Source organism: Pseudomonas sp. TWR3-1-1 (assembly GCF_049896545.1).
In the GTDB taxonomy this organism is placed as follows: Bacteria; Pseudomonadota; Gammaproteobacteria; order Pseudomonadales; family Pseudomonadaceae; genus Aquipseudomonas; species Aquipseudomonas weihenstephanensis.
Genome location: NZ_JAFCUO010000001.1, coordinates 1,048,959 through 1,070,720 on the forward strand (window position 1 = coordinate 1,048,959; position 21,762 = coordinate 1,070,720).

Here is a 21,762-nt window from a genome sequence, read left to right on the forward strand (position 1 = left end):
CGGTGACATGGAGATCGATGAAATGAAAGAAAGTCAGAATAAGGTGACCTCCCAGCAAGCGCGGGAGCATTATGCAAAGTGGCTTAGAAATCGACAGGCTCTAGGCACGAACCGTGCTGATGGAGCCACTCTCCCAGAGGCTGTTTTGCCCGACTACGTTTTTTGGCCTGAGGATCCTAGTTTAGATGGGTATTTACCATTAAACAAACAAGAAACAGATCTGGTCATAGGTATACCTGCCTGGACGAACGGTGCAGAAGCCGGTGGTGAAGATAAAATTGTTATTGAGTGGAAGCGCATTGAAGCGGCAAACTATGAAACCATTTTGACTGTTCCCCAGCCAGGTCCGAATGAGGACACAGACCCCGATGTGCAAATTACTATTGCAAAATTTAATTTTGAGGATCACGCAACTTATAGTTTTCGATATTGGGTTCTGAATGAGCTAGCGGAGGGGGGGTATTCAGTTGCACAAACTATTACGGTAGACAAAATCGCCCCCCATTATGGGCGCGAACCGGATGCACTGTCGTTTACAGAACCTGAAGCTGAAAATGGGGATGTAACACAGGACTATCTGGATAATCATGGTGATGTACTGGCCGTCACAATCCCGGCCTATGATCAGCCCAAAGCCGGTGACATTGTTGAAGTTTTTATCGAGGGTAATGTTCCTGATCCGGCCGCTATACCGGTTTTTACCGGGGATATATTTATTGATCCTCGCGTAGTTAATATCCCCGGTTCGCGAATTAGAAGAATTCCAGACGGCCCTCTTTTTGTGACGTATCGATTGATTGATAGAATCGGGAATATAGGGAAAGACTCTAAAAAGAAAAAATCCTATCTTGCTATCAAACCTTTGCCGGTTGCCCCACTTCCAGCGCCGGGCGTTCCACTCGCAGAAGATAACAATACACTCGTCGATATTGCAGATGCTCAAGTGGGGGTCAGTATTACTATCCCGCTCTACACCAATTGGGATCCTTCGGATGAGATTATTGTCAATTGGGCCGGTCATGAGCGTGCCCCCTTCACGGTGGGTACATTTCCCGGTAATCCGATAATTATTGATGTGCCCTATTCACTGTTAAAACTTGCTTATGGCGCGGACAGTATAGGTGACGTACCCGCGACTGTGGAGTACCGCATCATTAGAGGCAGCGCACAAGTGGAGTCTTTGCAGACCACGGTGAATGTGAATCTTTGGGTGCCGGGGCCGACTAACCCTAATGAACCTGGGCCCATTAACCCGTTGCTTAATCTTGTGAGGGTTCAGGGCGGAGGGGTCGCCCCGCAAGATAACAAGTTACTTGCTTCGGACAAAGGGTTGGATGCACGGGCTTTCCTTCCCCTCTACAGTTCACCTGAAGTGGGTCAGCGCTTGGAGCTTTTCTGGGGCAGTCTTACTGACCCTGTGGCGCTCTATGATATTACGGCAGCAAACAATGAGGGCGATGTAGTTACTTTTAATATTCCATGGAGTGAGATTGAAAAGGAGCCTGGCAGTTCATCGATACCCGTGTACTACAAAATTAGACTCATCGCGGGGGGGGGAGGCTCAAATTCACAGCAGTCAGCCAATCAAAGTGTTGATGTAATCGGCGCGCTACCTATTCTGTTAGGTGAACCTCAATTCCCTGACAAAGTAATGTCTAGTGCCACACCGCCTGTTGCGTCACTGAGCTGCAAATCTTATATCAGTGATGGCGGCGGTGATTATTATGTCAGGGTTAAAATCCCGGGTAATTCTACGCTTCTAAAGGCCGGTGACACGGTCAGTATTACCTGGCAGCCGTATACCGATAGAGCAGCAACTCTGCCTGTCACGTCAGGAAAGTGGGAGCTGTTAAATAAAGTCCTGACCAGGGATGAGGCGGCCAACGGTTTTGAAATTCAGGTGAAACCTTATCTAGATCACATTGAGGTCGTTGGCTCTAAGGGGGCGGTGAAAGTGAGTTACACCGGTACGCCAGCAGGAGGTAGTCCTATTCCAGGGGAAGCAACTATTTATGCCTCGTCTACGCGTCCTGGCGGCGGGTGTATTGTCTTTCCTTAGGGGGTGAAACAGGTGAGGTGATTATAAAAGAGGGCATTGTGCCCTCTTTTATAATAAGGGCGTTTGGCAGCTTTTGTGGTGTCGGGTTAGTGCCATGTTATGACTTTTTTGTTCCTGAAGAGCTCATCTATTAATCATCTCAAAATATGTGGCCTTTTTTTTGTAGAGGGAGAGGGTGACATGTAGGTGTTTTCCTACGTATAAGAAGGGCTTTTACTACATTGCACTAGGAGGTTTGTCAGTAATCTAGCGCCTGGTAGCTGACCTGAACTATTAAGGGTTTGGGGGCGGTTAACCTTCACAGCTTTATACTCACGGAGTATTTGTATGCGCGTTATACGAATGTCACGATGGTTTTCCTCAGAAAGTATGCCACATGCTCTTCTGTTGGGTGCTTTTGTTGTGGCGAGCCCCTCTGCGGGCGCTGTACTCATTGAAAATGGAACCACGATTACTATAAGTTCCGCTCATCCTAAAACGGACTATACGCTGCGCACAGGGGCCACACTTAATATTGAAGGAGGAACGGCTGATCAGGTGAGTTCAAATGCCTCCAACCTGAACATTAATAAAGGTAATACCGCAGAAATTTTTGGATTAAACGGTTCAGTATTAACGCTCAGCGGCGCTACGGTAACGGGTACTGTGGGCAGTGGTGTAGGTATTGAATTGCACCAGAGTGAGGCAACAATATCAGCAGGCAGTACGGTTATTAGTGACGGTATTGGACTTAAGGCGATGCAGAATTTGGGGGCGTCCACCGGGTCTACATTTAATGTGTCTGACAGTACGATTATTGGCACTACAGCCGGTGCCCAAGCGTCAGGGCATAGCACACTTAATTTCACTAACTCGCATGTTGAAGCGACAGGCGAAGGCAGCGCTGGACTCATTCTGTTTAGTGCGGATGTGACAGCCAAAAATAGCAAAATTATTGGCGCAGACAATGGCATCAGGGTGTTTAGAAACGGATCTACTAACCCCAAGGAAGGCAATATAGTTTTAGACGGTACATCTGTTCAAGGTGTTACCGGTTCTGCGATTCTTGTGGATGGGGCTGGGCGTAAAATCCCTGACGTCAACCTGGATATTATTAACGGCTCGACACTACTAGCGGGCAATAACCTCTTGTTGGATGTCACAGGGGGCGCCACGGCCAACGTGAATGTTTTAGAAAGTCATCTTGAGGGCAATATCAAAATGTCCGGGGAAAGCACGGGCAATCTTGATTTCACTCATGGCTTCCTGACGGGCGATGTCATTGCCGAGGCGGGAAGTACAGCGTGTATTACTTTGGACAAGGCCTCCGTATTTACCGGCAATGTGGACAATATTGAGAGTGTTGCCATCAACAACGCTTCGCGTTGGAACATGAAGGGTGACAACCGCGTGGGTACGCTGGACTTGCACGACGGTACGGTCGATTTCGGTTCAAGTACCCCCGGCACTTTTTACCAGTTAAATGCTGAGCATCTTTCTGGCCAAGGCACATTTGTCATGGACGTGGATATGGCACAAAACCTGGGCGACAAGCTCAATGTGACAGGACATGCCACCGGCAGCCATAGCCTGCTGGTCACTGCCACAGGGGCTGATCCAGTGACCGACCCGGCCAACCTGACGTTGGTGCATATTGCGTCTGGTGATGCAACGTTTGGGCTGGCCAATGCGGCACCCCGCGTTGATCAGGGCACGTACTCCTATGCGCTTGAATCAAAGTCTGATGGCGCTGGCGGCACAGAGTGGTATTTAGGGGCTAACAAAAAAATCAGCCCTAGCACAAGTTCGGTGTTGGCTCTGTTCAACACGGCACCGACTGTTTGGTACGGTGAGCTGAGTTCGTTACGCAGTCGTATGGGGGAGTTGCGTTTCGATGGTGGCCAGTCAGGTTTCTGGATGCGTTCGTACGGTAATAAGTTCAATGTCTCTGAAAGCACAGGCCTGGCTTACAAACAAACTCAGTACGGTTTCTCGTTGGGCGCCGATGCTCCCCTGCCAATCGGTGATGGGCAGTGGTTGGTCGGGGTGTTGGGGGGGACCAGCAAATCGGACCTGGACTTGAGTCGTGGTACTTCGGGCACAGTAAAAAGCTACTACGTAGGTGCCTACACCACCTGGCTTGATCAAAGCAGCGGCTATTACGTCGATGCTGTGCTCAAGTTCAACCGTTTTAACAACGAGGCCAAAGTTTCCATGAGTGATGGCGTCCGCGCCAAGGGCAGCTACGACAACGTAGGTCTGGGGGCATCTGCTGAATTCGGTCGGCACATCAAGCTGGATGATGGTTATTTCATCGAACCCTTTGCCCAAGTTGCGGGTGTTGTGATTCAGGCCAAGGACTACGATCTGGATAACGGGATGGAAGCTGAAGGTGATCGTACACGTTCATTATTGGGCAAAGCGGGTATGACCGCAGGGCGTAACGTGGCATTAAAAAATGGGGCCATAGTTCAGCCTTATATTCGGGCAGCCATGGTTCATGAGTTCGCCAAAAACAATGAAGTTCAGGTGAATAACAACGTGTTCAACAATGACCTGTCGGGTTCACGCGCCGAGTTCGGGGCGGGTTTGGCAGTGTCAGTTACGAGCAACCTGCAAGTGCATGCCGACTTTGATTATGGCAACGGTAAAAATATCGAACAGCCATGGGGGGCTAATGTCGGGTTGCGCTACAGCTGGTAATCAGTGCTCGGCTTAGCTTAATGGCTGTTTGAGAACACGTGCGCATCACGGGTATCTCCTTAATAACCTCAATCTCCCTGTCTGTGGAGATTGAGGTTTTTTTATGGGGGGAGGTGAGGTGGGACATGTTTAATAAACGCCTCGGATGAGGCGTTCAGGGGCGGGGTGGGTTTATTTTTTCAAGTACAGTGCGTCCCAACTAATAAAGTCCAAGTAAGCGAAGGTGGAACCGTTCAGTAAGTTGTAGGCCCAATACTTTTTAGGGAAGAAGAACGCCTCGTCTGAGGTCCAGAGTGGTCCGCCAAAGGGAAAACCACTTCCGCCGAACGTTTGGTAAATCCTGGACATGTCGCCGCGCGACGGTAACCAGCCTCCTTTTGACTGCGCGAATCGGGTTAATGAGGGTTGTGATCCACTCCCTGCATACAGGATCTGGGTGACACCTGAAACGATGACGCGATAGGTTTGCCGCTGTCCCGCTCTGTCCTGCACAGTAATGTTGGATTGCCCGTTGCCGAATGCACGGACGTACCCGGAGCTGGAGTCGACTTTCGCAACGTCTGTATTGGATGAGTAATAGGTGTAAGGGGGAACACCGCTGCTGGGGGTGCGAGTCAGTGAGTTGCCTGACCCGTGCTGAGATTGAACCTGTCCTTGCGGGAAAATATAAATATGCCCGGACAAACGTGCGTCACCGTTATCGATGACGAGTGGCGGCGTGGCCACTGAGATAGTAAAAACCCGTGCGGCTGAAGTAAGGCCACTCCCGTACAGCGCTTTGGCTGTGATGCTATGGGATCCTGTAGCCAGCCCTGGCAGTGAATAGATCCAGTTTGCGTTTGAGTCTACGTTTGCCACTCCCTTGGTCGTGGCGCCATCAAAGATCTCCACTTTCTCACTTGGCATTGCCGTGCCGGCTGCTGTGAAACTGGTAGACGTCGTTGTACCGCCGTTGGGGATTTCTGTTCCTCCCGAATCCTTGACTGAGCTGATGAGAGGCACTATTTGGACGGTCACGGTAAAGGTCCACGGTGCAGAGGATAAGGCGTTGCCATACAACGCTTTTGCCGTGAGGCTGTGCGCCGTCGAGGCCAGTCCGTTGAGTGTGTAAGTCCAAATACCAGCGGCGTTAACGTTTACTTTGCCCTTGGCGGTGCTGCCATCGTAGATCTCCACGCTTTTACTGGCCTCTGCACGGCCGCTTACTGTCACGCTGGTGTCGCTGGTGCTACCTCCATTGGCGATAGCTGCCCCGCTAGAATCCCTGACTGAAGAGATCTGCGGTACGACTTCGTCTGTGACGGTGAATGACCAGACGGCTGAAGTGGGTTGGTTATCGTAGAGGCCTTTGGCGGTGATGTTGTGCGCTGCCAGGGTCAGCCCGCTAAGTGTGTACACCCATTCTCCGGCACTACTTACGAGGGCCTGGCCCAAAGATTTTATGCCATCGAAAATTTCAACCGTTGCACCCGCCAATGCTGTGCCAGCCAGTTTTAGCTGGGTTTGCGTCGTGGCCCCACCATTAGGGATCTCCAGATTATTTGAATCCTTGAGTGAGGTAATGGCAGGAAAAACCGGCTCCTCGATGGTGAGCGTCCACGGCAGAGAGATTAATTGCTCGCCATACAGCCCCTTTGCGGTAAAGCTGTGGCTGGACACGCTTAGCGTGCCCGGTTCTAGGCTCCATTTTCCTGATGGGTCAACGGCGGCTTCACCCAGTGAGTTGGCACCGTCGAACACTTCAACTTTGAATCTGGCGCGGCCTGTCCCAAACACTCTCAGGTGTGTGTCGCGGGTGGTGCCACCATTGACGATATCTGTGCCGTTAGAGTCCTGGACCGAAGCAATGATGGGTGCTTTATCTGATTCCACTCTCAAGTGCAAAGTAGCGGAGTAACGGTATAGCCCATTGCTGGCTTGCAGCACGTTGTAGCGAACTTTGGCACCTACATCTCGGCTGGCCTCAATGTATGAGTACGGCACGTGAAAGCCCACAGGTTTGCCAGCAGATCCTATCGTGATGGGTATCCAGTCGCTGACAGTTCCTTCTGGCGAAAAAGAGGTCCAAAAGTAGGTCACGACATCGCCTGGCTCAGTGCCAAGGTAATTAATCCGTACATCCGCACCGTTGGGAACCCACTCAGGTTCTAGTACATCATCAGGCGCCTGCTCAACTTTTGGGGCAGGCAATTCCTGACGTAATTCGCCCACGTTTATCAGTAAATGGTCGGATTTGCTGGTACCGAATGTCTGCACACGATCATCGTTGAAGGCGGTATACGATAAATCCAGTTTCCCGTTTGCCAGGCCTGTGAAGTGTTCAGGTTCCACATACAGGGTGAGGACTTTGCCTGCCTCGTTACTGGTCACGGAGTGCTGGATTTCATGAACATACGGGTTACCGCTGACGGTGGTGCCCAGCCAGATGACGTCGAGAGTGTCGCCGGCTTTGATCAATTGCGACGCAGGAATTTGTACCGTTGCCCAATTATTCGAGGGTTCCAGAGTGTCCCCGACGACTTCAAGAATATAGGGCGCGGCCAACGGATTAGTCTCACCGATGACTTTGGCGAAGGCCCTTTTTGAGGAGACGGGCGGATCGCCATTGCCTCGCATGACCATATAAGAGGCCACGGCGGACCCTTTGATAATGTCTTTGATTTTGGCGTTAGGCACCCTTGCGTCAATGACGGAGGGGATATTGAAACCGTCAAAGCGTTCTTCGTGAGGGACGATAGCGCCATTCATGGATGTCCCTAGCCAGTTCATGATGATTGAATCGCCGGGGCCGAAATCACTGGCGCGAACAACGATTTGAACAATCACATCTGCCGTACCAAGCTGTTCGAAATCAATGATGCCGGCCGCGTTGACATTCTTGATGATGGGCGCATCAAGGCGCCAGCCGCCGGCCTCCACTGCCACCTTGGTGTTTTTCGACCAGTCCTCGGAGAAATTCCACACCTCGTCAAATACCTGATACTCCACGAGCAGCTGGTTGGTATCGCCTGCGGAGAGAATCGTTTGTTGATCGACTAATACAGTGACTGGTGCAGTACCGGCGGCTTCTTCTGGCGTGATTGGCCGACGTAGAAAGACAGTTCCCCATTTCAATTGCACGGTATCGCGGCGGAATCTCCCGGGATAGTTCTCTATCACGACGGGTACGCCTCTGCTGGCCCATTCGGCGCTGACCCCGTTGTCGATGACATCCTGGGGCAGCCCCGGCTTCTTCAATTTTGAATGTCCGGGAAGATGTGGATCGCCGTCTGGGCCGCCGGGCAAATCGAGCTTGACCAGTAAGGTGAGGGGGATGGAGTCTTCGGGAGGTGTTGTGGGGTTAACGCGGTTCAGCGTGTAATACACATCGTCTATCAGGCCGGGTACGATTTTGTCTTCTGGCAGATAGAGAAACAGTCGCGTATCAACTTCGGAGGCACTCACCCGCCGCGTGGCGATCTTGTTACCTGCGCCCCAGTAAATATCAATACTGTCGTTGGTGCTCATCATGTTGTAGGGGTCAATCGCGCAGAGCAGGCCGAACGAACTGCCATAAACCACACTGTGTCCTATCCCGCCATCAGCATCCACGACCGGTCTAGCCAAACCTGAAATCAGGATCGGGCGCAACGTAAGTGTCGAGTTGTCCTGGTTTACAGGCGGGAACAGGCGAGTTGTAAATCGAGTCATTGTCTTATCCTCGAGGCGATGTTTTTGTGTTGCGCTCTGAAGTGGACTTAGGTGTGAACTAACGCCTGAGTCCTGTTGGCGTTGTTGTGCAGCCAGGCACAGGAGAGGGGGAGCTTCCAATCATGGTTATGGCCTCCCGCTGTAAACGAGAGGTACAGCAGATAGTCGTGATGCCACTGCTTGATCGCGCAATTTAAATAATACGCAGGTTCAATCTCGCACCCAGACGAGCATCTGTGACGGCTGCTGACTCGCGCTTTTACGCAAAAATGGAGCCTCGACATCGCTGATCTCTGGCTTCTTTAACTGATCCGGCGGCCCGCAGGCGCGCCGGAATAACGGTTAAATGCAGATGAATCAGCGGGGTTGAGGTTTGGACGACGTGTGCTTAAGCAACCAGCGGTTAGCCATCAGCCCACGGCCACGTGACGCGCTTGTGGCTTTGTAGGTGACTTTATCTTTGAGGAACTCCTGGACAGCGCTGCTGTTGCCACCACCGGTCGGATCCCCCCATGTCACGACACGGCCGTCGGAGGTCAGGGCTACGAAGGCATTGTTGTTGGCGTATATCGCTTGAACATCGGTCAGGTGCGAGGCCACAGGCGATACATCCCCACCGGTAGATGCCAGCCCCCATGCCACCACCCTGCCGTTTTTACGCAAGGCCGCAAATGCGTTGCTGTTACCGGCCACCTGTACGATATCGTCCAACTGCGCGATGCTGGCTGGCACCGTTCCGCCCGTATTGACAGACCCGCCCCAGGCCACAACATGGCCGTTTTCCCTGATTGCCGCGAATGATGACCAAGTGCTCACAACCGATACGATATCAGTCAAACCGGCGATGTCGGAGGGGACGCTTCCTCCATACGTGGAAGCTCCCCATGCCACCACAGATTTGGTCTCAAGCAGCGCGGCAAAGGCATAGAAGTTTCCGCTAGCGATGTAATCGACATTATCGAGGCTTGCAATGATTGCCGGGACGGCACCACCATAACTAGCATGGCCCCAGGCTACGATGCGTTTGTTTGCACGGACCGCTGCAAACGCGTAGAAATTGCCAACAACTTGCTTGATGTCCGTCAGTCCAGCGATGTCGGTTGGGACGGTCCCTCCCATGCCGGCAGCGCCCCAGGCAACCACTGCGCCATTGTTGCGCAGACCGGCGAACGCGGTTCCGGAACCGTACAGATGACGAAAGTCGTCATACTCCGAGAGCTTAGGGGGAACTTTACCCCCATTCGCTACGGTGCCCCATGCCGCGATCTTGCCGTCGGTTTTAATCCCCGCAAAAGCAACCGTATTGGGGATGACCTCTACAAAGTCCGACAACGGTAAATTATAAGAACCGCCCTCGCCGGGAGCTCCCCAGACCGCCACGCGTCCGTCTAGCCGGCGTGCTGCATAAGCACTGTGGGTGCAGCTGACTTCGGCGACATCGTCATAGGTGATGATGGTCGACGGAATGTCGCCTCCACTGCTCCCGTGGCCCCAGCCAGTCATGGCGCCTTTGTTGCGATGAGCGACGAAGGCCGAGTAGGTTGAGGTATAGCTCTCATGGCCGGAGCCAACAATGTTGGCCGGGTTTAAATTGACGGCATCATCTGTGGTGCGCACTTGAAGGACTTTCCAGGGCGCAGTGTCGCGCCACACGGAGGCAGCCACCCACGCTGTATCACCCTGATACTGCCATTGAGCCGTAAGGGGCTGGTTAGTGTTGGCGTTAAAAGCCATCAATATTTGCGATGAGCTATATGCCCGAGAGGTACTGCGGTTGTAGCGCGCGCCCATCACCTTTATCACACCTGAGCCGACCGTGCTCATGACGCTATATTCTGCGCTCGCCGAAGGATCCTGCGGCGAGCCGTCTGCACGCGCTACGTTGTAGAACAGTTCAATATCGAATCCGTCATTGGCGACAACCGTCGCGTACTCGACCGTGATTTCAAGATCTTCACCATCCTGGCTCACGGTTTTATGTTTCGACACCGTGCCACTGCCAGGCTGGCCTTTCCATTCAAGAGTGACCTGGTCGTTCTTTTTGAGGCCGGCCTTTTGAATCAGAACCGTAGCCCCCTCGCGCGCGTCACCAGGATTGAGGATGTCGCCCCTCGCCTCCTTGATCTGCGGCGCCGGTAACTGGCTCTCAGCAAGGCTGACCACGAACGTCAAGGGTGCCGATGTTCTGTCATCAGCCTCAGCGTCATACGGATCCACGCTATAGGTCACGGTTACAGTCGCGTCAAGAAACTTGATGGCGTCGGCATAGGGAACATAGAAAAGCACAGGTTTATTGTCCATGCTCCCGCTAATGGACCGGTAATCAGTGTAGGGAGCGGCCCCATTGGCAGCTGTCCACGTCATAAATACCTGATCCCCCGGATTCATTTCGTTATTGGGGTCTTCAGGAGAACTTATCCAGGGTTCTATCGTGACAATGACTTCGCCTTTTTCACCAATTCCTTTCAGGTCCAGAACCCCGCCCTCGACTACCCCTTCTATAGAGGCAGGGGTAAGCAGTTCGCTTTGAGCTTCGCCCACGCTCAGGGGCAAGATGTTGGATTGGCTGACATTACCGTTGGCACGCTCAACCCAATAAGACGCTTCTATCGTGCCGCCCAGATTGGGTGTGACGTGTTCTTTGGCGATCTGAAAAGGAATTTCGCGCGTAGCCGAACTGCTGTTGAGTTTGATCCAGTCTTCGGTCTTGCCGGTTTTGGAGCCGACCCAGTTGTAATGCACGGTGTCGCCAGCCTCTATGCCGTTATACATCGGCACAATCAGTGTGACGCCGCGCGGAAACAGCTCAGGATCAATGACGCCATCCACCTTGTCGACATGAGGTGCAGGCAACTCTGCACGGGGTTCGCCGACATTCAACCGGGCGGTATGCAGTGATTTACGTTCGGAATCACTACTCATCAGTATGTAAAAAAGCTCTAGCGTTCCCCCCTCGATAAGCTTTAGATGCTGCCCGTCAATATACATATTGATGGGTTGTTGGGCAGACCACTCTGAACCGGTAATCAAGTGCGGCCGCAGTTTTGGTAAATAGATGCTGCCGTCGGGCAGTGTGCCGAGCCATTGCAAGTCAATCGAATCACCGGCGTTCATGGACGCGTCGAATGGGATTTCGATGGTGGTCTCGATCAGGTCAGGGTCGAGCGCGCCCGCCGATGCGTCGATAGCTGTCGGGGCTTTAAGCAGGTAAGGCTGTCCTGTGACTATGGCAAAAGTGGCCTTGGACTTAAATGTCCCCGAGCCATTGCCTTTGGTCAGCTCATAGGAAAACGAGACGGTCGTTTTGACTAACGTGCGCAGCAGAGCAACGGAAACAGGGATGTCATAAACACTAGGGACATTTTCGATGCGCTGTGCGTAGGTTTCTAACACGGCGACGCCGGCTATCGTGGTGCCCTTGAGTGTCAGAACTAAATTGTCCCCACTGGAAAATGCAGGTGGAAAACAGGCCACAGCCACATCCGTGGTTTCGCCCTCAAGCAGGTCTAGATCCAGAGTGTTGCCATTCACCAGTTTTCTAGGAATGGGGGGTAGTAGCCGATTGCTCGCGGTATCCACCACGATACGTTGTTCTGCACTCCAGTCCTCAGACTGGTTATCAACAAGGTCATAGACCTCGAAGGCCACCGGTAACTCATCCGAATCCTCGGCAGCGAGAATCGTTTCATAATCGACGACTATTTCAATAGGGTTCTGTATCGGGTTTTCAGCTTGCGCATTGCTCACCTCGTGCCTGATGTGCTGCGAGCCCCAGATCAAGTCGATAATGTCCAGCTCGGTAATATGCATATAAGGAAGGATGGTGACTTTGATGCCCGCCATTGCCATCTCTTTATCGACGCCGTTCGCGATAACCTCTTCGGGTAAGCGAAAGAGCAGTGCCGAATGGCCGGGGGTGTCACCATTCTGATCCTGGCCGCCTGGCAGTGTCAGTTTGACGTAGATATCTACCGGGACCGAGGGTTCGGGCGTTGAGGCCCCTGTGCGCAGTACGTTATAGCTGATGCTATAAGAGCCTTCTTTAAGACGTGAAGACGCAATAAAAGCAGTAACAATCTGATTCTCTTCACCGATATTAATGCTTTTGCTAGCCACGATAACGGGGCCACTGTTATCCGTCAGGATGACATTAAGCCTGTCGCCGGGAGCCATGTTAGTCCAGGGGTTAATCCGAACTTGCAGGCCCCTGTCCGGGAAGTTTTTTTGCGCGGCGGCAAGATTGATACCCAACTCACCGCTGTCTAGAGCACCGGTTGAGCCAGGAATGTCTATCGGTTGAAGGGTGGTCAGTGGCGTATGCATTGTGACGGCTCCAGATTGTCGTGATGACTGGAGTCATTTCATACTCAATGCCAAGGCTGCGCTACTGTCAGAAATGACAGTGAGCCTAGGTTTCCCCCTGTGCTCAAGGGCCTTGCCGTGGGGCGCCAGCCGGGCCCTGGTCGAAGCGGGAGGCGGTTAAACCCAATTAAGAATCGGCCACCCGGCCTGTTGCGCGTGTTCACGTAACACCGGATCAGGATTCACAACATGCGGATGATCGACTTTCTTCAACAGCGGCAAATCATTACGCGAATCGGAATAAAAACTCGCGCCTTCCAGATTTTCTTCCTCGGCGTCCAGCCACTCCAGCAAACGCGTGATTTTGCCCTCGCGGTAGGTCAGGGTGCCGACAGTGTGCCCGGTATACACCCCATGCTTGACCTCAAGTTCGATACCCAGCACTTCATCGATACCCAGACGCTCAGCAATCGGTTTCACCAAATACGTACCTGATGCCGAGATCACCAGAATCCGGTCACCGGCTTTGCGATGATCGGCGATTGCTTTGCAGGCATCGCTGAAAATGATCGGCTCGATGCGGTCCTCTACCCACGGCTCGACCAAATGTGCGACCTCCTCAGGTGTACGGCCGATCAACGGCTCCAGGCTGAAGGCCATGAAGTCTTCCATCGCCAGTTCACCCCGGCTGTACGCTGCCATCAATTCGTTATTGCGCGCCATGAAGGATGTAGGATCGACCCAGCCCAGGCGGCCCATTTGCTCGCTCCACAGGGTGGCGCAGTCGCCATGAATCAGGGTTTCGTCCAGATCAAAAATTGCCAAGGCCATCAGCGCAGCTCTCTTTTCAGTGAATTCAAGAACATCAGGCTACCTCACACAGGGTGCCTGCATCGATGGACAGTGCCACGCGTTGGCCGTCGGGGTACAGATCGGTCGGTGAGCGGTTGAGCACATCGACGATCAACTCCACGCCGCGTACCTCGACGCGATAGCGAATCACATTGCCCAGCAGGCTGTGACTGCGGATCAGTGCATCGGGTTCACCGTGCAGGCTTAAGCCCAACGTTTCCGGGCGAATCGCGATACGGCTACTGACCGGGCGTTGCAACAGACGGCTGGCCGCCTCGGGGTCGAGCAGGTTGTAATTGCCGATGAAGCCTGCCGCAAACGCATCCACGGGTGCGGCATACAAGGTTTGTGCATTACCGCTTTGTACGATGCGTCCCTGATTCATCAGGAAGATACGGTCGCTCATGGTCAGCGCTTCTTCCTGGTCATGGGTGACAAAGATCGTAGTCAGGTTCAGTTCACGCTGAATTTGCCGGATTTGCTCGCGCAAGTGCTTGCGAATACGTGCATCCAGCGCAGACAACGGCTCATCGAGCAGCAACAGGCGCGGGCGGGTGACCAGCGACCGGGCCAGGGCCACACGCTGGCATTGCCCGCCAGACAACTGATGCGGGTAGCGCTTGGCAAAGTCATTGAGCTCGACCAGTTGCAGGGCCTCGGCCACGCGCTTGTGGCTGTCAGTGGCCTTGACCTTTTGCATGCGCAAGCCGAAGGCGACGTTTTGCTCGACGGTCATGTTGGGGAACAGCGCATAGCTCTGGAACACCATGCCGATGCCGCGCTTTTGCGGACTCAACGGCACGATGTCTTCGCCATCGAGCAGGATCTTGCCATCATCCACCGGCGTCAGCCCCGCGATGCAGCGCAACAGGGTGGACTTGCCGCAACCCGAAGGGCCGAGCAGGGTGACGAACTCGCCCTGGGCGATGCTGCAATTGATGTCGCTGAACACCGGGGTGGAGGCGTAGCTCTTTTGCAGGTGTTCGACGCTGACGAAGCTCATGGGGTTTTGTCCTTGTTCAGAAAGGTGGCAACCCAGGTCAACACCCATACAAAGAGGAAGTAGGAGATCACCAGCGCGCTGGTGAAATGCCCGCTGCTGTTGCGCATGTTGTTCAGGAACACCTGCAAGGTTTCGTAGCGGGTGCCGACCAAGATATTGGCGAATACAAACTCGCCGAACAGGAATGAGAACGACAGCAACAGTGCCACCAGCAAGCCTTTGCGCAGGTTGGGCAGCACCACCAGAAATGCGGCTTGCCACGTATTGGCGCCCAGCAGTTGCGCGGCATCCATCAGGTCTCTCAGGTTGATCGCTTGCAGGTTGTTGGTGATGGCGCGGTACATAAACGGCAACGCCACCGTGAAGTAACAGCCGATCAAAATCCACGGAGTACCGACCATTTGCAGCGGGCCGGAGCCATACAGTTGCAGTAACCCCACGGATGACACCACCGGCGGCACAGCGAAGGGCAGCAGGATCAGGATATTCATCAGCGCATCGAGTTTGGGGAAGTGGTAATGCACGACAAACAGCAGCGGCAAAATCAGCACCACCGACAGCACCAGTGCGGCCACACACACCAGCAACGACTGGCCGAAGGCGGTCAAAAAGCGCGGGTCACCCCAGAGTTGGCTGTACCACTTGAAGGTGAAACCGCTGGGTAAAATGGTCGCCGACCAACTGCTGGCAATGGAGTAAACCAGCGTGCCGAGCAGCGGCAGCAGCAGGATGAGAAACAACAGCCACACCACACAGCGGTGGTACACATTGCCCGACGCAGATTCAGCGCGCGACATGGTAGGTCCTCTTTAGCAGCCACTGGTGCACCAGCGTGACCAAGGTCATGAGCCCAACCAGAATTACCGCCAGAGCGCTGGCCATGTTGGGGTCCAGGCTGATGTCACCCGACACCATTGCGGCTATTCGAATCGGCAGCACGTTGAAGTTACCCGTGGTCAGTGCGTACACCGTGGCATAAGCGCCCAGCGCATTGGCCAGCAAAATCACGAAGGTGCCGAGCAGGGCGGGGGTCAGCACGGGCAGACCGATGAAGCGCCAGAACTGCCAACTGTTGGCGCCCAGCAAGGAGGCTGACTCGCGCCAGTCTTCACGCAGCGAATCGAAGGCGGGGTACAGCAGCAACACCCCCAGTGGAATCTGAAAGTAGGTGTACAAAATGATCAGCCCGGTTTTCGAGTAAAGGTTGAAATCCTCGATGATCCCCGCCTGTTTGAGCATGATCGTGATGCTGCCGTTGAACCCCAGCAGGATGATGAACGCAAACGCCAGTGGCACTCCGGAGAAGTTACTGGTCATGTTGGCGAAGGCGTTAACGAAATTGCGCAGGCGCGAATCCACTTTGCGCAATGAATAGCTGCCGAGCACGGCAATCACAATGCCAAACACACTGGACCAAAAGCTGATCTCCAGACTGTGCTGGATCGCCTGCAAGTAAAACCTGGAGCTGAAAATCTTGCTGAAATTGGCCAGGCCCCAGCCGCTGTCTTCCGATTGCACGCTGTGGATCAACACCCACACCAGCGGCGCGATCTGGAACACGATAAAAAACACCGCGAAGGGCACCAGACACAACAGCGCGAGCCATTTACCTCGGCTCATACGGCGGGCCTCAACAGGTCGCGGCACAGCGGTTTGTCATGGGCAACGCCCAGCAGCTCGCACACGGTGCCGCACAGTTCGGTTTGTTTGGGCTCAACATCCGGGTTGAAACTGAACGCATCGCCCAGAACAAACAGCGGCACCTGGCGTTCTTCGTCCAACAAGCCATTGTGCGAGCGATCGTTGTTCATGCCGTGGTCGGCGGTGACCAAAACCTGGTAACCCGCCTGCAGCCAGCCTTGCAGGTAGTCGGCCAAAATGATGTCGGCCGAGCGCGCACTGTTGCGGTATTGCGCAGAGTCCAGCCCGTGTTTGTGACCGGCATCGTCGATGTTCATCGGGTGCACCAGTAAAAAATTGGGAGCGTGCTGCGTACGCAGGTGTTCGGCATCTGCGAACAGGTGCGAGTCGGGGTAGTGGTCGCTCCAGTAAAAATGCCCGTATTGAATCGCCAGGTCGGGCGCTTGAGTGTGACGATCACGCGCGATGACAAATGGCGAGCGGTTATACAGCTCGCTCACCCAGTGATAGGCCGCGGCGGCGGTGCTCAGTCCGCCTTCACGCGCGTAATGGAACACGCTGCGTTGGTTGGACAGGCGCGAAACAGCGTTGTGCACGATGCCGCTCTCGATGGGCGGCACGCCCGTGAGGATGCACTCATAGAGCGGGCGCGATAGCGCAGGTAACTCACACGTGAGTTTGTACAAGGCGGCGCGCTCGGCACCTACATACGCCTGCAGATGGCCCATGGCATGGCGGGCGACCTCGTAATTCAAACCGTCGAGGATCACCAGAATCACGTTGTGTTTCATGTACGACTCGCAAACAGGGGGACAGGTGCTTCCCGGCCACGTAGGCGCTGGCGAAGGCGGCGATCTTTTGCTCAATAAAAAGATCGCCGCCTCCGTGCCTCGGCAGCTTCTACGGGGTTATTGCATGTTGATGATGACTTCTTCTTGCCACAGCTGCGGCAGGGCTTTGGAGGTTTTCTCCCAGGCAGCGGCATCTTTGATCGGCGTTACGTTCTTGTACTGCTCGTTTGGCAGCAGTTGTTTTTGCACGTCTTCGGGCAGCTTGAGGTGTTCAGCGCGAATCGGCCGCGCATTGCCTCGCGCCAGGTTGGTCTGGCCCGCATCACTGAAGATGAATTCGCGGGTCAGCTTGGCCGCGTTCGGGTGCTTGGCGTATTTATTGATGAGGGTGGTGTAACCCGAAATCACCGAGCCATCGGAGGGGATCAGCACCACGTAATCATCGGGGTTAGCCATTTTTGCCTTGTAGCTCAAGCCATTGAAATCCCAGACCACGCCGACTTCCACTTCACCTTTTTCCATCGTGGCGATGGTCGGATTGGCCAGTGACAAGCGACCTTGTTTGGCGATGTCGGCAAACATCAACAACGCGGGCTGGATGTTGGTCTCATCACCTTTATTGGCGATCGCGGCAGCCAAGACGCCGTTGGTCGCTTGCGCCGCCGTGCTGACATCACCGATGGACACTTTGTACTTGCCGGTTTTGAGGTCGGACCACGTGGTCGGCACTTCGGAGCCGTGCAAAAGTTTTTTGTTGACGATAAACGCAATGGTGCCGGTGTAGGCCAATGCCCAGTTGCCGTCTTTGTCTTTTGCCCAATCCGGGATTTGCTCCCACGTTGTCGGTTTGTACGGCTGGGTGACGCCTTTGGCCACGGCGATCGGGCCGAAGGCTGCACCCACGTCCCCGATATCGGCACTGGCGTTGTCTTTTTCGGCCGCAAACTTGGCCACTTCTTGTGCCGAACTCATGTCTGTGTCGATGTGTTTGAGGCCGTAAAGCTTATTCAGGTCTGCCCACGTGCCTTTCCAGTTGGCCCAGTCATCGGGCATGCCCACGCTGTTGACAGTGCCTTCGGCACGGGCCGCTGCTTCGAGGGTTTTCAAGTCGACGTCAGCGGCCATGGCCGTGGTGCACAGGGCAATGCTTGAACCTAACAGTGATGCCAGAAAAAACTGTTTCATCCGTAGCTCCTGGGGCGTTTTCACGCTGGGTTTTATTGATTTTTTGCAGTGGGTTGGTCTAGGTCAGCAATACCTGAGCCAATTTAAGGCGCACGTATGACACTTTAATGTCGGCCTCCACCAGACACGGCCCAGTTGGGGTTTCAGTACTTGTTGCGGGTAAGCGTAGACCATGCCAAAAGCCCCGGATTCAGGGGCTTTGGCCGCATGGGTCGGGGCATGATGGCCAGGCGTGTCATCGAACAGTCATGTGATCTGCCTAGGCTTGGCAGTCTCACGGCGCGGCTATTGAACAGCGCGCTGGCCCGTGTTTGGTGCTGGACTAGTCCAGATAGGTAACGTTGATGCAAACAGGTGCACCCAAAGCGGTGACAGCGATCAGCCGCGCGCTGCAAGAACAAATTGAATGTGGCCTGTTGGCCTGCGGCAGTCAGTTGCCGGCCGAGCGCAAACTCAGCGAACTGTTCTCCACGACCCGCGTGACGCTGCGCGAGGCGTTGTTACAGTTAGAAGCGCAAGGGTTGGTGTACCGCGAGGAGCGCCGAGGCTGGTTTATTTCACCGCCGCGCCTGGCCTACAACTTGATGCAGCGCAGTCACTTTCACGCGATGGTCAGCGCTCAAGGCCGGGTGGCCACCACGCAGGTGCTTTCGGCGCGCCTGCAACCTGCGTCAGCCGCGGTGTGTGAGCGCTTGAAGTTGCCCGCACTGTCGAGCGTGATTCAGATCTGTCGCGGGCGGTGCATTGATGGGCGACGGGTGTTGTATGTCGAGCACTATCTCAACCCGCAATATTTCCCTCGGATTCTTGAGTTCGACCTCACGCAGTCAATCACCGAACTGTATGCCCGGCACTACGATTTGCACTATGGGCGGGTGCAGTTTGAAATCGTGCCCACGGCATTGCCTGGGCAAGCTGCCGCCACCTTGAAGGTGTCAACGGGCAGCCCCGGCCTGCGCATAGCGCGGGTTAACTACGATCAGCACGAGCGGCTGATTGATTGCGACCTGGAGTATTGGCGACATGACGCGATCCACGTCGGGGTCGACGTACTGGCGCAATAATCTGCTCGGCGTAGGCTTTAATCCTTTTGCAAAATGCCACTCCCCGCGGTGACGACTTGCACGCTCAAGCGCGGGGTTGCCAAGTCCAGCCCCGCCTCATCCAGATGCCGTTTGAGCGACAGGTTAAACGCGCGGGACACTTCCCATTGCTTGATCGGCGCGGTCTTGAAGCGGGCACGCAAAATCGCGCTGCCGGACTCGAAGCTCTCCACGCCCTGAATCTCCAGGGGCGACCAAATGTTGCGACGCTGAAGCGGATCGGTGCGCATTTTTTGCCCAACGTCACGCATCAGTTTGATCGCATCGTCGATTTCCATGTTGTACGGGATCGCCACGCGAAAGATCGCGTAGCCGAACTCGCGGGAATAGTTCTTGATGCTTTTGATTTCGCTGAACGGGATGGTGTGCACAATGCCGTCGATATCGCGCAGACGCACGGTGCGAATCGTCAGCCCTTCAACGGTGCCGAGGTGGCCGCCGACGTCCACGTAATCGTCGATGGCCAGCGAGTCTTCAATGATGATGAACAGGCCGGTAATCAAGTCCGCAACCAGCGATTGCGCACCGAAACCAATGGCCAGACCGATCACACCGGCACCGGCCAGCAGCGGCGTTACGTTCATGCCCATGTTGGCCAGGGCGACGATCAGGGCAATGATAAAAATGGCCGCGAACAGCACGTTGCGAATCAGCGGCATCATGGTTTGCGCGCGTGCATTCGCCAGCCCTTTGCGCGAGCGGGTCAGGGCGTGGTGAATGGCGGTGTCGGCAAGAATCCAGATCAGCCAGGCAAATAACAGCGTGCCGCCCAGGCCAAACAGTTTGACGGTGATTTCATGGCCATCACCTTCGGTGAAGCGGATCAGCGACAAGCCCCACACCCGCAGCCCCAATTCAATGAACACCAGCCACACCACCAGATGCGCCAGAGTGTAGACAAAGCTCTTGAGGCGCTCCGAATACAGCGCGTGACGTTTGTGCCCGCGTTGAGGCTTGTGCGCATGTCGGCGCACCAACCCGTTGATCACCATGCACAGCACCACCAGCACGGTGCAGATCAGCGATTGGCGCAAGGCGGTGCTGGTGTCGCCAGCGGAAATGAAGGTGGCGGCCAACGAAATGCCCACCAGAATCAATGCTGCGATCCACCAGTAAGTACCGAGTAACTCGATGGTGTCACTCAAGGCGCGGCGGGTCAGGCGTCGCGATAACGGCTGGTTACGGATCAGGTGCGCAATCGGTCGACGGAAGCGGATGATAAACAGCCCGGTGGACAGCGCTGCCATCACATTGGCGAACGTCGCGGCGGTATGGGCCAAATGCACGCCCAGCGTGGCCACCAGTCGCGGGTCGCTGAGGGCTTCGCCGAACGCTGCAAAACTGCCGATCCACCACAACGGGCGGAATGCCTGATGACGCAGAATGTGCAGCGCACGATGGCGGTGCGGGCCATCGAGCAGCGAGAACGCGATCACACAAATCGCCGAAAAGCAGGTGCCAATAACCAGCGCGTAGGCCAGCACCATCGCCAGATCTTTGCCTAGCGAGGACGGCAGCGAGTAACTCATGTACACGGTGATCATCAAGGCCACCAGCCACGGCCCCAGTTTGCGCAAGGCAAAGCGCAGCATGTCCACCGCCTTGGGGTGCTGCGGCAGCTCTTCACTCAAGCCAAAACGCAAGCGCACCCGATGGCTGACCCAAATCAGCAGGGCGGCCAGCAGGCTCCACAGCATGATGATCAGGGCAAAGGCGAAGATGATCGGCAGCCACTGACTGGCGGGCAGCATCAGGGCTTTGAGTTCGTCCTGAGCTTGTTCAATTTCCCGTGCCCAACGATAAGACGGGCTGTCCGTGCCGGTGAATTGTTTTTCAAGATCACCCAGCGTGCTGCCAATCAACCCGAGCACTCCCAGCTCGGCCTCGGGTTGGGCTTTTTTGGTCGCATCGCGCAGTTTTTTCAGGTCGGCCAGCAGTTTGCTGCGTTGCTGGTCGTTCTCAAGGTTCTTGATCACCTCGTCCAGCGATTGGCCCAGCGGCTCGGCGGGTTGGGCCTGGGACTTATCCGAACTGCCCAGCAAACCGGGCAAGCCAACGGCCTGGGCTGAGGCCAGGGGGAGCAGCGTCAGCACGCAAGCGAGCAGGAAATAGGGCAGAGCGAGCAGACGAAGAAACAAGGGCGATCAACCTCAAGGGAAGCGGGTTGAGCGAGTGTACGCTAGGGCCAGCGATGATTCATTTCTTGTCACACAGGAAATCAATCATCGCTGGATTTTACGAAAAGAAACGAAACGTTTATGAGTTCAGCTTGGCAAGTATCTTGAACACGATGGTGCCGAAAATCAGCAGCATGCCGCACCAGATCATCAGGACGCCGATGCCGCTGGTTCGCTCGCGAAGGGTGAAACCGATGGTCAGCAGCAGCATGCCGCACACAATGGGAATCATCATGGAGTGGAACGCAGACATCTCAATCATTGTTATGGACCTGAA

13 protein-coding genes are annotated in these 21,762 nt (G+C 54.8%); 3 read left to right on the plus strand and 10 right to left on the minus strand.

The features are described from left to right. Positions 1 to 22 precede the first annotated feature (22 nt). Both ACP7A4_RS05035 and ACP7A4_RS05040 read left to right on the plus strand, forming a co-directional pair. On the plus strand, positions 23 to 2,059 hold the full coding sequence (locus tag ACP7A4_RS05035) for a hypothetical protein (RefSeq protein WP_203302697.1): 2,037 nt from the start codon (positions 23 to 25) through the stop codon (positions 2,057 to 2,059). 327 nt (positions 2,060 to 2,386) lie between these two features. Then, entirely contained in the window at positions 2,387 to 4,741 is a 2,355-nt protein-coding gene (locus ACP7A4_RS05040; protein ID WP_426245799.1) for an autotransporter outer membrane beta-barrel domain-containing protein, read from the plus strand. 171 nt (positions 4,742 to 4,912) lie between these two features. Here the strand turns inward: ACP7A4_RS05040 and ACP7A4_RS05045 are convergent, their stop codons facing one another. The 8 genes from ACP7A4_RS05045 to ACP7A4_RS05080 all read right to left on the minus strand — a co-directional run bounded on the left by ACP7A4_RS05045 (position 4,913) and on the right by ACP7A4_RS05080 (position 18,205). After that, on the minus strand, positions 4,913 to 8,431 hold the full coding sequence (locus ACP7A4_RS05045; protein WP_426245801.1) for a hypothetical protein: 3,519 nt from the start codon (positions 8,429 to 8,431) through the stop codon (positions 4,913 to 4,915). Positions 8,432 to 8,788: 357 nt separating this feature from the next. Then, entirely contained in the window at positions 8,789 to 12,754 is a 3,966-nt protein-coding gene (locus ACP7A4_RS05050; RefSeq protein WP_426245803.1) for an RCC1 domain-containing protein, read from the minus strand. A gap of 156 nt (positions 12,755 to 12,910) precedes the next feature. Next, complete coding sequence (locus tag ACP7A4_RS05055) at positions 12,911 to 13,564, minus strand: HAD family hydrolase (protein ID WP_059764259.1); 654 nt, start codon at positions 13,562 to 13,564, stop codon at positions 12,911 to 12,913. Positions 13,565 to 13,598: 34 nt separating this feature from the next. Continuing rightward, complete coding sequence (locus ACP7A4_RS05060; protein ID WP_059764257.1) at positions 13,599 to 14,588, minus strand: ABC transporter ATP-binding protein; 990 nt, start codon at positions 14,586 to 14,588, stop codon at positions 13,599 to 13,601. Further along, complete coding sequence (locus ACP7A4_RS05065) at positions 14,585 to 15,385, minus strand: ABC transporter permease (protein WP_203302700.1); 801 nt, start codon at positions 15,383 to 15,385, stop codon at positions 14,585 to 14,587. Before ACP7A4_RS05065 ends, ACP7A4_RS05060 begins: the two co-directional genes overlap by 4 nt. Next, entirely contained in the window at positions 15,372 to 16,208 is an 837-nt protein-coding gene (locus tag ACP7A4_RS05070; RefSeq protein ID WP_059764253.1) for an ABC transporter permease, read from the minus strand. The genes ACP7A4_RS05065 and ACP7A4_RS05070 overlap by 14 nt, the downstream gene beginning before the upstream one ends. Beyond that, complete coding sequence (locus ACP7A4_RS05075; RefSeq protein ID WP_203302701.1) at positions 16,205 to 17,020, minus strand: alkaline phosphatase family protein; 816 nt, start codon at positions 17,018 to 17,020, stop codon at positions 16,205 to 16,207. Before ACP7A4_RS05075 ends, ACP7A4_RS05070 begins: the two co-directional genes overlap by 4 nt. 117 nt (positions 17,021 to 17,137) lie before the next feature. Continuing rightward, positions 17,138 to 18,205 carry an ABC transporter substrate-binding protein gene (locus tag ACP7A4_RS05080; RefSeq protein ID WP_059764249.1) on the minus strand — a complete coding sequence of 356 codons (1,068 nt, stop codon included), beginning with the start codon at positions 18,203 to 18,205 and terminating at the stop codon, positions 17,138 to 17,140. Positions 18,206 to 18,549: 344 nt separating this feature from the next. On the opposite strand from ACP7A4_RS05080, the gene ACP7A4_RS05085 reads away from it, so the two are divergent. Beyond that, positions 18,550 to 19,269, plus strand: a complete 720-nt coding sequence (locus tag ACP7A4_RS05085) for a UTRA domain-containing protein (RefSeq protein WP_059764247.1) — start codon at positions 18,550 to 18,552, stop codon at positions 19,267 to 19,269. 17 nt (positions 19,270 to 19,286) lie between these two features. On the opposite strand, the gene ACP7A4_RS05090 is transcribed toward ACP7A4_RS05085, so the two are convergent. Together ACP7A4_RS05090 and ACP7A4_RS05095 are read right to left on the minus strand one after the other, a co-directional pair. Next, positions 19,287 to 21,446, minus strand: coding sequence for a mechanosensitive ion channel family protein (locus tag ACP7A4_RS05090; protein WP_203302702.1), 2,160 nt, complete (start codon positions 21,444 to 21,446; stop codon positions 19,287 to 19,289). A 118-nt stretch (positions 21,447 to 21,564) separates the two neighbouring features. Next, complete coding sequence (locus tag ACP7A4_RS05095) at positions 21,565 to 21,747, minus strand: hypothetical protein (protein WP_048365256.1); 183 nt, start codon at positions 21,745 to 21,747, stop codon at positions 21,565 to 21,567. Positions 21,748 to 21,762: the final 15 nt, after the last annotated feature.